Source organism: Blautia hominis, assembly GCA_002270465.1.
Classification (GTDB): Bacteria; Bacillota; Clostridia; order Lachnospirales; family Lachnospiraceae; genus Blautia; species Blautia hominis.
The window spans coordinates 1,179,451-1,191,618 of sequence record NQOF01000001.1 but is presented as its reverse complement, the minus strand read 5'-3'; the positions used below and the strand labels follow the sequence as shown (position 1 = coordinate 1,191,618).

Annotated in this window: 10 protein-coding genes; 6 read left to right on the top strand and 4 right to left on the bottom strand. The window is 47.2% G+C overall.

Annotated elements, in window-relative coordinates; all coding sequences use genetic code 11:
* Window positions 1-109 precede the first annotated feature (109 nt).
* On the top strand, window positions 110-1,606 hold the full coding sequence (gene araA, locus CI595_RS05385) for an L-arabinose isomerase (protein WP_095172216.1): 1,497 nt from the start codon (window positions 110-112) through the stop codon (window positions 1,604-1,606).
* Between the two features lie 509 nt (window positions 1,607-2,115).
* Here the strand turns inward: araA and CI595_RS05375 are convergent.
* From CI595_RS05375 to CI595_RS05360, 4 genes are all read right to left on the bottom strand, one after another.
* Window positions 2,116-2,640, bottom strand: a complete 525-nt coding sequence (locus tag CI595_RS05375; protein ID WP_095172214.1) for a hypothetical protein — start codon at window positions 2,638-2,640, stop codon at window positions 2,116-2,118.
* A gap of 131 nt (window positions 2,641-2,771) precedes the next feature.
* Window positions 2,772-3,344, bottom strand: a complete 573-nt coding sequence (locus CI595_RS05370; RefSeq protein ID WP_095172213.1) for a hypothetical protein — start codon at window positions 3,342-3,344, stop codon at window positions 2,772-2,774.
* On the bottom strand, window positions 3,337-3,969 hold the full coding sequence (locus CI595_RS05365) for a TetR/AcrR family transcriptional regulator (RefSeq protein WP_104804153.1): 633 nt from the start codon (window positions 3,967-3,969) through the stop codon (window positions 3,337-3,339). Before CI595_RS05365 ends, CI595_RS05370 begins: the two co-directional genes overlap by 8 nt.
* A gap of 65 nt (window positions 3,970-4,034) precedes the next feature.
* The gene (locus tag CI595_RS05360; protein WP_330397249.1) at window positions 4,035-4,880 is read right to left on the bottom strand and encodes a GNAT family N-acetyltransferase; all 846 of its coding nucleotides are present in this window, start codon (window positions 4,878-4,880) and stop codon (window positions 4,035-4,037) included.
* A 154-nt stretch (window positions 4,881-5,034) separates the two neighbouring features.
* Here CI595_RS05360 and CI595_RS05355 point away from each other — a divergent pair, with 154 nt between their 5' ends.
* From CI595_RS05355 to CI595_RS05335, 5 genes are all read left to right on the top strand, one after another.
* The gene (locus CI595_RS05355) at window positions 5,035-6,882 is read left to right on the top strand and encodes a cache domain-containing sensor histidine kinase (RefSeq protein ID WP_243135103.1); all 1,848 of its coding nucleotides are present in this window, start codon (window positions 5,035-5,037) and stop codon (window positions 6,880-6,882) included.
* Window positions 6,883-6,894: 12 nt separating this feature from the next.
* A complete protein-coding gene (locus tag CI595_RS05350; RefSeq protein WP_095172211.1) occupies window positions 6,895-8,412 on the top strand; it encodes a response regulator transcription factor in 1,518 nt (505 codons plus the stop codon).
* Window positions 8,409-9,665, top strand: a complete 1,257-nt coding sequence (locus tag CI595_RS05345) for an ABC transporter substrate-binding protein (protein ID WP_095172210.1) — start codon at window positions 8,409-8,411, stop codon at window positions 9,663-9,665. The genes CI595_RS05350 and CI595_RS05345 overlap by 4 nt, the downstream gene beginning before the upstream one ends.
* A gap of 106 nt (window positions 9,666-9,771) precedes the next feature.
* Entirely contained in the window at window positions 9,772-11,169 is a 1,398-nt protein-coding gene (locus tag CI595_RS05340) for an extracellular solute-binding protein (RefSeq protein WP_095172401.1), read from the top strand.
* 102 nt (window positions 11,170-11,271) lie between these two features.
* Window positions 11,272-12,156: a carbohydrate ABC transporter permease gene (locus tag CI595_RS05335; RefSeq protein WP_095172209.1), complete on the top strand. Its 885-nt coding sequence runs from the start codon at window positions 11,272-11,274 to the stop codon at window positions 12,154-12,156.
* Window positions 12,157-12,168 lie beyond the last annotated feature (12 nt).

The window sequence follows — 12,168 nt, the reverse complement described above, 5'->3', positions numbered from 1 at the left end:
TTCCTGTGAATACAACTTGTAAAGATAACCGTACAAGCTCTATGATAAAAGAAAAATATCATACATTTGAAGAATAACAAGTGAAGACATTAACAGGAGGGTGATATTAATGAAAACAGGAAGAAATTACAAATTTTGGTTTGCCACAGGGTCTCAGGATCTGTACGGGGATGAATGTCTCAGAAAAGTGGCTGAACATTCCAGGATCATCGTAGAGGAATTAAATAAATCGGGGATGCTTCCTTATGAAGTGATCCTGAAACCGACTTTGATCACAAATGAAATTATCAGAAAAACATTCAATGAGGCAAATGCAGATGAAGAATGCGCAGGTGTTATCACATGGATGCACACCTTTTCACCAGCTAAGTCCTGGATCCTGGGTCTGCAGGAGTACAGAAAACCGCTGATGCATCTGCATACACAGTTCAATCAGGAGATCCCTTACGATACCATTGATATGGATTTCATGAATGAAAACCAGTCTGCTCACGGAGACCGGGAGTATGGCCATATTGTGTCCCGCATGGAAATTGAGCGGAAAGTGGTGGTCGGCCATTGGAGTGACAAAAAGGTACAGGGCAAGATTGCGTCCTGGATGCGCACAGCAGTGGGTATTATGGAGAGCAGCCATATCCGTGTCATGAGAATTGCAGATAACATGAGAAACGTAGCTGTGACAGAAGGGGACAAGGTAGAGGCCCAGATTAAATTCGGCTGGGAAATTGACGCTTATCCGGTGAATGAGATCGCAGAGGCAGTGGAGGCTGTGTCAAAAGGTGATACAGACGCGCTGGTGGAAGAGTATTATGACAAATATGAGATCCTTCTGGAGGGAAGAGACCCGGAGGAGTTCAGACGTCATGTGGCAGTCCAGGCCCAGATTGAGATTGGATTTGAAAGGTTCCTGGAGGAGAAGGATTATCAGGCCATTGTCACTCATTTTGGCGATTTAGGCTCACTGAAACAGCTTCCGGGACTGGCAATCCAGAGATTGATGGAAAAAGGATACGGATTCGGCGGGGAAGGTGACTGGAAGACAGCTGCCATGGTTCGTCTGATGAAGATCATGACAGCCGGGATGGAAGGCGCCAAGGGTACTTCTTTCATGGAGGATTATACTTATAACCTGGTTCCGGGTAAGGAAGGGATCCTGCAGGCGCATATGCTGGAGGTATGCCCTACCATTTCGGATGGTCCGATCAGTATTAAGGTGAACCCTCTGAGTATGGGTGACAGGGAGGACCCGGCTCGTCTTGTGTTTACGGCTAAGACAGGTCCTGCCATAGCAGCTTCTTTGATTGATCTGGGGAATCGGTTCCGTCTGATCATTAATGATGTGGACTGCAAGAAGACGGAGAAGGCTATGCCTAAGCTGCCAGTGGCTACGGCGTTCTGGACACCAAAGCCGGATCTGGCTACCGGTGCGGAAGCGTGGATCCTGGCCGGAGGAGCGCATCATACGGCGTTTTCTTATGATATTACGGCGGAACAGATGGGTGACTGGGCTGCGGCTATGGGAATTGAGGCGGTTTATATTGATGGGGATACTCGGATTCGGGAGTTTAAGAGGGATTTGCAGTTAGGGGGGGTGTTTTTTCGGTAGGGTGAGTTAGAAGGGGGGACGGCGGAACAGTGGATGGGAAGGCGGGGGACCGGTTGGTGTGGAGCGAAGCGTTCCGCTGCCCCGGAGCTAACCTGCTCCCAGTCACTAAGTTCATCGCGAGTGCGCTCTTCACTAAGTGTCTGGGGCAGGTGGATCTCCCGGGCGCTCCACGAACATCGCTCCACACCAACCGGTCCCCCGCCTTCCCATCCACTGTTCCGCCTGACGTTCTAATGCGGTTGTGGATGAAAAAGATGTTAAAGAAAAAAATGTTAAAGAAAAAAAGACTTAGAAGAAAAAAAGACTTAGAAGAAAATAAGACTTAAAAGAAAAAAGATTAAAGAGAAAAAAGATTTAAAAGATTAAAATTAAATTTTATATCTAATTTTTGATTATCCTCATAAATACTATACTTTCGATTGAATGATCCTTGATATGACACTAAAACAATATGGGAGATAGCACAAAACATCTGTCTATCTCCCGTTTTTCTTAATTTTACTTACCACTTAATTAGTATTATCTTTTTCTGATTGTTCTTGAAGAAATTTAATACTATTTTGAATATATTTTTTGTCTTTTTCTGTTGCAACTTCTTCTAATTGTTTGAATAAAGCAATGCATTCATTTCGTTTACCTAATACATTAAATGCAGTTGCAATATTGAGATACCATGTCATTTCATCATTCATATCTTTTGGTTTCATATCCATTGCAAGTAGTTTTTCTAAAAAGAGTTCTCCATTTTTGTTTTCGTGATATTCTCTTACAATATCGTTGTTCATTTTTCTGAACTGACGTCCTCTCCGCATTAAAACAAAGAATACAGTAAAGAAATAAATAATAGTAATAACGGCAATACCACCAACAATAATACCTAAAAAGCCAATTGTTGATTTTACATAGGGAATTACTATGTTCACATAAAGGAATAACAACACTGCCCAAAATAAAAATGCTAATCTAATGAGCCATTTATCTCTTTTTTCATACATTGCTTTTTTATATTTTAGATTTTGGGGTTCGTAAATCATTTTATTTCACTCCTTTATTACCACATCAATCAGAATTTGTTTCATTGTTCTGATTTTGTTTCTTAGGAAGGATTTGTCTGATAAATGTTATATCTCTTTTTGGGGGATATCGGGTGGTTAATGGAGGGCGTTTATTGGCGGGGGTGGGAGTGGTTGGCGGCGGTGGTGATCAGGCCTATCAGGAGGAAGAGGGCGGCGGCGGAGAAGTAGAGGAGGGGGTAGTGGTCGGAGAGGCGCCAGGACTCGTTTAAACCTGTGAAGGCATCTATTTGGTTGTTGGTGTAACGTTCTGCAAAGTAGAAGGCAAGGATAAAGCAGCCGGTTGTCAGGAAGGCGTTGGCGTGTGTCAGGGCTCTGAGAAGGGCGGTGACTGCAAGGGCGGCCAGCCAGGCAAGGCTTATGGGGATGCCTAATTTTGTGACCCAGTAGATGGGCTGGGGGATGTAGAGGTTGGCTGTGTATTCTGTGATGTACAGGAAGGGGATCAGCAGGATACAGATGACCAGGTAGGTGAGAAGGATGCGGTGTTTTCCGCCGAATATCAGGGTGTATAGTGCCAGATAGCCGAAGAGACAGCTTGCGGCTACCAGCAGAGACCAGTTAAATTGCTGCTCCAGGGCGAAGTTTACGATGAAACAGGTTAAGACTGCAAGGATAAATGGGATTGCAAGGATGATGCTCCAAAAGTTTCTTTTTTTAGTCATTTGGTTCCTCTTTTCTGGTTGATGGGGGTTTTAGGAGTTGGTCTAATACGGAAAAAATAATGGCCCTGGATACTTCCGGTTTTTCGGAGGAGACCAGGAGATTCTGAAAGGCCAGGCCGTCGATGGCTCCTGTGATGAATTTGGACAACTCCCCGGCAGGTAAGTCGGAATGGAACTCGCCGCTGTGGAGGCCTTCTTCCAGCAGGGCTGTGATGAGGGAATTGTATCTTTCATAGCCGTTTTTGACGAGGGTCTTTACCGCATGGCTTTCTGAGTAGGAGTCCAGGTAGAATTTGATGGGAAACACGCACATCAGGGCAGCCTGAAGGGTATCCTCCTCCCCCAGGACTATCAGCCTGAGTTTCTCATAGGAACTCAGATCGCTGCTGCTTATTTTTTCTATGTATCCGATATAGGTGTCGTAAATGTTTTGGACAACCTGGTCAATCAAAGCGTTTTTGTTTGGAAAATACCAGTAGAGGGCAGCTTTGGACAAACCCACCTTCTCTGCCACATCTGTCAGGCTGAAGTCTGTTATACTGCCTTTTACCATGAGCTCTATAGCAGCCGTTATAATGCCCTGCCTCATTTTTTCGTAATTCTCCGGTATCTTTTTTCTTGCCATAGGACCGCCTTCCGTAATTAATTGACTTATCATTTAATTAATTATTGCATAGAATGGGTCCGGCGTCAACCCCGGGAAGCTGAGTCGGGATATTTATCCTGGGAGAAAGGCCGGCAGCTTTCCTGCCGGAACCAATAAGTATAAAAATATGCAAATCCCAGCCGCTCATAAAGTTTCCGCGCCCCCACATTGCCTTCCACAACCTGGAGATAGGCTTCCGTGGCCCCTTCGTCGATGGCTGAATTTAAGATAGACCTGCATATGGACTCTCCTAAATGCTGCCGCCGGTATTCTTCCGCCACATGTATGGCGTATATCCCCACGTGATCCCTGTCTAATATGCCCAGTCCTGTCCCTATGATCTTTCCCCCATCATAAATGGACGCAAATATGGTGTCTTTCGGAATGGCCCTGTACATAGAGGGCACGATCTTTTTATGTATCTCATTTTCCGTTCCCTTTAAAGAAAACAGTCCGTTCAGCCAATCCGGTGATATTTCCCGGCTTAAGAATACGGGCCTTAATGGTTTCTGCACCATGTACTTCTCCAGGTTCATGGTCATGACCTCTGTAGTGTGGGCAATGTGATACCCGCGCTCCATGAGCTTTTGGTCAAAGGAACTGTCCATCAGGGGATTGATCTTAAAGATGGTGGGAGTTCCCCATCTTGCATAAATCTCCTCGCAGTATGCGATCTTATCCATGAGTGGAATGGCAGACGGCCCAATCTGTTCCACACAGTTGGTCCTGTGGGTGTAAAAATAAGAAAACCGGAGGATCCATCCATCATAGATCTGCATCTGATGTGAGGGCCAGGCATTCAGGGAAAGGTCTTCGATAATTTTAATCTTGCTGTTCATATGCGTTTCCGCCTTATCTTCAAAAGATACCACAAGGGGCATCTCTGTCATTTTATATCTCTCATTATATATAGATTACTCCCCAAAAGTCAAATATCTCCACCTTGGCACAGGATAAAACATACTGTAAAATGATAAAGTATCTCATTATGGGAAAATCTGCATTTTTTTAGCCGGCAGAGAGGATCACCCATGATGTACAGATATGATCCTGACAGCAAAGACAAAGGAGGAGAAGAGAGAGATTTTGAAAAAAAGACTGCAGAGACTGGGGATTGGCAGGCGGATGCTTATGCTTCTTTTAGGTGTTTCCCTGGTTCCGATCATATTTGTCCTGCTGATCTCTTACAAACAGAGCGCAGCTACCATAACCAGGCAGACCGGAGAGCTGATTGAAGCCAACCTGGAACAATCCTCCGGAAACGTACAGAATTTTCTGGATACCTTTGAGAATCTGATCCAGGATATCTATACGGACCAGACATATGTGGATAACCTGAAGCCTATTAATATCTGGGACAGCAGCAGATATTACTTGGCAAAACATAAGATAGAGGAAAATCTGCAGAATATCGTATACATAAATAAAGATATACTGGGGATCGCCGTCACCGGCATTTACGGGGATGTATGTTTTTATGACAGCATGACCTTGTCCGGTGCAGAGAGCTTCTGTTTTGACCTGGATGATATCAGAAACAATGAGATGGTCAAACAGGCCTATGCCGAGAAACAGACGGTCTATTCCAAGACGTATCATAAGCTGGACACCAGATATGGGGAGAAAGATTATTTTTATGTAGCGCATCAGCTCACAGACTTTAATGATTACGAAGAGGGACCTGTGGGATGTATCCTGCTGTGTGTGGATGAGAAGGCGCTGTGCGACGTGTACAGGCAGGGCAGCACAAAGTCAAACATTACGTTCGTTGTGAACCGGTACGGGGATATTATCTCCTACCCGGAGGGGAATTACGGGGAGAGGAATATATTTGCCGGGGAGGAGAAGAAGGAGCGGGGGAAGAAGGAAATAGAGCAGGCAGCCCAGAAGTTTGTGGAGGACAACCGGTATCCCGGGGGCGCAAGCCTGTCCGTGCGCAGCAAAGGGGTACAGGATCAGGAGTTTTATGTGGTGAATGTGCGGGATCTGAATTATGTGCTGAAAGACCTTCATAACCTGGCATATCTCATTGTGCTGGTGGGCCTTCTGGCCGGTGTGATCTGTGTGCTGATAGCAGTATCCTTCTCAAAAGAGATGGACCGTTCCGTAAAACCGATCCTGAATGCCATGGATAAGGCCAACAATGGGGATATGGATGTACAGGTCCCGGAGGAGGGCATGGATGAGTTTGCAAGGATCGGCAGACACTTTAACAGTATGCTTCGGCAGATCCGCTCGTCCAATGAGCAGGAAAAGGAAGCCCTTGTACGGGAAAAATATGCGGAGATAAAATCCCTGGAAGCGCAGATAAACCCCCATTTTCTGTACAATACTCTGGATGCCATCAACTGGGTCGCCATTGACCGGAAAGAGTACAGCATCAGTAAAATGCTCACCAGCCTGGCCCTGATCCTCAGGTACAGCATCCACAAAAGCAATGAGATCGTGGAAATCCGGGATGAACTGGAATACCTGAAAAAATATGTGTATCTGCAGCAGCAGAGATTTGAATATTCTTTTATCTGTACAGTGGAGGCTGACGAGAATCTGATGAAGTGCAGGATCCATAAGCTGCTGATACAGCCCCTTCTGGAAAACACCTTAGTCCACGGTTTTCCGGGAAATACGGGCATGGATGAGATCAATATCTGTCTGACAAAAGCCGGGGAACACAAAATATCCATTGTGGTGAAAGATAACGGAAAAGGTATGAGGGAGGAGCAGGCGGAGTATTTCAATCATTTTGACTATAAGAAAGAGCGCATAGAATCCAGTATCGGCGTGCGCAATGTCATAACCAGGATCAAACTTTATTACGGGGAGCATGGAAGCTTCCATGTGGAAACAAGCCAGGAGGGGACTGTTATAACCATTCTGATTCCCTATGAGTAGGAGGAATACAATATGAAGATAATAGTAGTAGAGGATGAACCGAAATCCAGAGAAGGAATCTTAAATATACTCGCCAGGAATACAGAGTATGAGGTGGCAGCAGTCTGCGGAAACGGAAAAGAAGGGCTTGAGGCCGTGAAAAAATACAGGCCGGATCTGGTCATCTCTGACATCAAGATGCCGGTCATGGGCGGCCTGGAAATGCTGGAAAAGATCCTGGAGGAGGGAATAAATGTCCAGGCCATTCTTCTTACAGGGTATTCTGAATTTGAGTATGCAAGAAGGGCGCTAAAACTCCAGGTGGTGGAGTATGTGCTGAAGCCTCTGGAGGTGGAAGGATTTCTGGAGGTGCTGCAGAGGGCAGAGGGAAACATTAAGAAAAACAAGGTGGAGAAAGTATCTGCGGAACAGCTTCTGTGGACGTACTTCACAGGTACGGATATGGACAGGCAGCAGACAGATCCTATCCTCAGAGAGACCCTGCAGGTGGATGACAGGACGCAGATCTCTCTTTTCCTGATCTATCCGTGCAGTCTTGCCAATGAGACGGGAAGCGAGCTGCAGAAGCACACCACAGAACTGCTGGATTCTCTGTGCATGGAAAATTATTACGTCATGTCTCTGCCCAGACAGCAGGGGTTTTTAGTGATGCTCACCGACACGGAGAGAAATAAAAACCTGTTCAAGATCTTCAAGACCAGAATTTACCACTCTCTCTGCCAGATCACGGAATGCCACTGCAGTTACGGGATACTTTACGGATTTGCCGGGCTGAACGAAAGGCTGGCAGAGCTTAAGGATATGATGCAGTACGCATTTTCCCTGCCGGAGGAAACCATTCTGAGCCGGGAACTTGTGGATTCCGTTACATACAAAGAACTGGAATACCCGGATTATCTGGAACAGAGCATTTACAGGGAAATACGCAGCGGGCGCTATGAAAAAGTGCGCATGATCGGGGAACAGTTTGCCAAAACCGTCATAGACAGTGAGGGAAGGCCTGCCTGTATCCGGGAATATGTCCTTAGGTTTGCGGCGGGGATCCTTCGGGTGGCAGGGGAGACCAGGGGCAGTCTGGAAGCGGGGGAGGATACCTCGTATATCATGGAAAATATAGCCAGAAGCACTTCAAAAAGAGAGGTGAGGTATCAGTTTGAAAAGATCATGAATGCGGTTGCCAGCAGCAGGGAGACCCTTGATATTACAGAAAACGGCATGATACTGAATGTGATCGATTTTATCCGCAGCAATTATCAGAGAGATATCACCTTGTCTGAGGCTGCTGAGGGGTGTTGTGTCACGCCGGAATATTTAAGCCGTATTTTCTGCAGGGAGACCGGGGTGAATTTTACCTCCTTTCTGCAGAATTTCCGGGTCAGCACAGCCAAGCGTCTGCTGCTCTCGGGAAATTATAAGGTATATGAGGTGGCGGAGATGGTGGGATTCCATGACCAGAAATATTTTGTGAAGGTATTTAAGAAGCTTTGCGGGGTCACACCTTCTGAATACAAAAGGGAGAATGCGAAATGAAAAAGAAATGGTGTTTTGCCGCCTTTTTTCTGTGCGTGGGCCTTGCAGCGGCGCTCCTCTTTGGGCAGGGGGAGGAGGGAAAGGAAGTACAGGAAACAGAGGAAGAGCAGAAAAAACAGATCTATGTGCTCTGTGCCTATGAGACGAAGCTGCATCAGCAGATCCTAAATGAGGTGGCAGAGTATTACTCAAAACGCTCCGGATGTGCTGAGGTGCATATGGAATTCATCCCGAAGGAGAATTTTAAAAAAGAGATCTGCCTCCGTATGGATAACGGAAAAACCGCGGATTTGATCATCTGTGACAACGGGATGATGCCTGCCCTGATCGACATGGGGGTGTTTGCGGATATCTCAGCGTATGTGGAGGAGCATTGTCAGGACAGCATGAACTTCCAGAAGCTGTGGAATACAACCATGGATGACGGAAAATATTATGGGATTCCCTTTACCTGCGATCCTTATGTACTGTTTTACAACCGGGATGTCTTTACGGAGAAAGGCCTGTCCGCTCCGGAAGACTGGGACGGGCTTTTAGATACCTGCAGTGCCCTGCAGGACAGCGTTGGGGACAAGTTTGGATTCGCGGCAAAGCGGCCGGAGGAGATTTACGCCTTTTACAGGGCACTGCTGTACGCCTGCGGGGGGAGCCTTAATACCATGGACCAGGAGGGCGGGGTTAAGGCAGCTCATATACTGGAGGAACTGAAAAGGAGCCGGTACATAGGAAAGCAGACCATTAACCTTACGGAAGCGGATGTAGCCCGTTCTTTTGCCGAGGGAAAAGTGCTGATGATGGCAAACAGGCTCAGTGCCTCCACCATTCTGCGCAGCTCCAGAATGGAATTTTCAGCAGGCATCATACCGCTGCCGGGGGATGTAAGGGAATCCCTGATGCTGTCAGGGGAGAACATCGGCGTGACAGAGTATGCGGACCGAGAAGCCTATCGTTTTCTCACCTACCTTTACCAGGATGATATCCAGGAAAGGATCTGCAACGCCATGGACACTCTGCCCGTAAAAGCAGCAGTGCCCTACCAGTCAAAACGCATAGGTCCGGATGAAGGCACCGGGTTTCTCAACCGTTACATTAATGAGGGATGGTGTGCCGAGACCAATAATTCCTGGTTTGAGATTGCCCAGCAGGTATCAGAGAGCCTCTATAACCTGCTGGAGGTCAGAGGGACCAAGCCGGAAGATACAGCGGAGGAACTTCAGAATGCGGTAAAACTCATTATCATAAAAAAACGTTAAGGGGTGGTCAAAAATGCCCCCCTTTTTTAAATATGTGGAATATACCCAACCGGGAAAAAATGATATTCTTATTTCATCAAATAACACCGAAAAGGAGAGAACGAGTATGAAGATGAAAAAAGTGATGGGCCTGTTTCTGGCAGCTGTAATGGTTGCAGGGCTGACAGCCTGCGGAGGAGGAAACGACAAAGAAGCCCAGGCGGACGGCGGCGGCAAAAAGGAAGCGGACAGCGGAAAGAAAACCATTACCTTCTGTTTCAGGGATGACGGTCAGGGCGAGGACGGTGCGCTCTGGAAATGGATACAGGACGGATATGACACCTGGGACAAAAAAGATACGGTGGAACTGAATATTGCCCCAATCGTAGCGCAGGAGGGCGATTATTTCACAAAGGTGGCTCTCCAGCTTGCGGATAAAAAGACATGCCCGGACCTGGTTTGTGAGGATACTTTCCAGCTTCCCAATGATGTGAGCGCAGGCTATCTGACAAAATTAGATGATTATGTGAAGGATTATGAGGACTGGAACACATCCTACTATGAATCCATGAAAAAAGGCGTGACCGGCTCAGACGGCTCTGTATACGGCATTCCGTACTGTACAGATACAAGGGGCCTGTGGTACAACAGGGACATTCTGGCACAGGCCGGCGTGATCAGTGAAGGACAGGACTGGGAGCCGAAAAGCTGGAATGACATTCTGGACGCCTGCAAGGCTGTGAAGGAAAAATGCCCGGATGTAGTGCCGTTCTGGTGTAACTCTGGTGTGGCAACCGGTGAGGCAACTTCCATGCAGACATATGAAATGCTGCTCTACGGAACCGGAGAGAGACTTTTGGATGATGACGGGAAATGGATCGTAAAGAGCCAGGGTATCCTGGATTCCCTGAATTTCCTGCAGGATATCTACACCAACGGATACGGACCTGACCTCTCCCTTGTATTAAACGGACAGGCTTCCAACACATCCGCCAGAGAATACCTGCCGGAAGGCAAACTGGCTATCTCTCTTGACGGAAGCTGGGTGACCGGAAACTGGGCAGATACAGGTGCAGCACCGTGGCCGGAGGCGAAGGACGTGCTGGGATTCGCAGCTATGCCTACCTCTGAGGGACAGGACCCGGGAACCATTACCCTTGCAGGGGGCTGGGCATTATCCATTCCGGAGAATGCAGATGCCAAAGATGAGACTTTTGAGTTCATCAAACATCTTATGGACCCTGAGGTTTATACAGACGCTGTCATTGCACAGGGAAATATTGCCACCAGACAGGATGTAGCCACCGATGAAACCTATTCCGCACAGCCCTTCAAACAGATTGCCACAGAGTTCCTGGAGAGCGCTGATTTCAGACCGCAGAATGATAAATACTCCACTGTCACCACAAGCATTCAGACTATGGTGGAATCCGTGGTATCCGGCACGTCTCCGGAAGATGCCATGACACAGTACGCTACCGATGTGGCACGTGCTGTGGGGGATGACAATGTAACTGAGAAATAAAAGGCTGTCCGGAGAAAATCCGGCGTGATCAGCAACTGGGCGGTTTTGGCACCGTAAAGTGCCGCCGCCCATATTTTTTCACGATTGAAGGGAGGGTGCTTTATGGCAAGACCAAGCCGTGCGGCTGTCATAAAAGATGAGGCCAAAAAATCTATCCTGCTGCTTCCGGCAGTGCTGCTGCTTTTATGCTTTTTTATCATACCGATCGTACTGACCGTATATTATTCCTTTACCAATCTGGCCCTGAGCGGTGCCAATGCCAAGAATGTGGAATTTATCGGTTTTGAAAATTATAAGAGAATGCTCACAGACCCCAGTACCATGACTAGTATCAAAAACACACTGCTCTTTTTAGTGGGCAGCCTTTTGGGGCAGAGTGTCCTGGGATTTTTGATCGCCTATTTCATGAAAGGAAAACCCAAGGGTCTGCGAAGCTTTGTGGGGCCTTGTATCCTGGCGGGATGGGTTATGCCGGAGATTGTGGTTGCCCTGTGCTGTATGGCATTTTTTAAGGACAATGGAACCATGAACATGATTCTGGGGGCTGTACATATTCCGGCAGTTTCCTGGCTGTTCAAGCATCCTATGATGACCGTGGTGATCGCCAACGTATGGCACGGAACTGCGTTTTCCATGCTGAACTTCCAGTCAGCTCTTGACAACGTGTCAGGGGATATTGAGGAGGCTGCCAGGGTGGACGGTGCCAATCGTTTCCAGACACTTATCCGTATTATTGTGCCCTGCATCAAGGACACCATTGCAACCAATACCATGCTGAACACGCTGTCCACACTGGGTGTTTTCGGTCTGATCTATGCTATGACAGGAGGAGGGCCGGGTTCCTCAACCACAACCCTTCCTATATTCATGTATAATCAGGGATTGAAAGGGCTGCAGTTAGGATACGGCACCGCCATCGGTATGCTGATATTGATCGTAGGCGCTGTGTGCAGTGTGATCTATACAAGAATTTTGAAGGACCAGTAAGGGAGGGAGTCT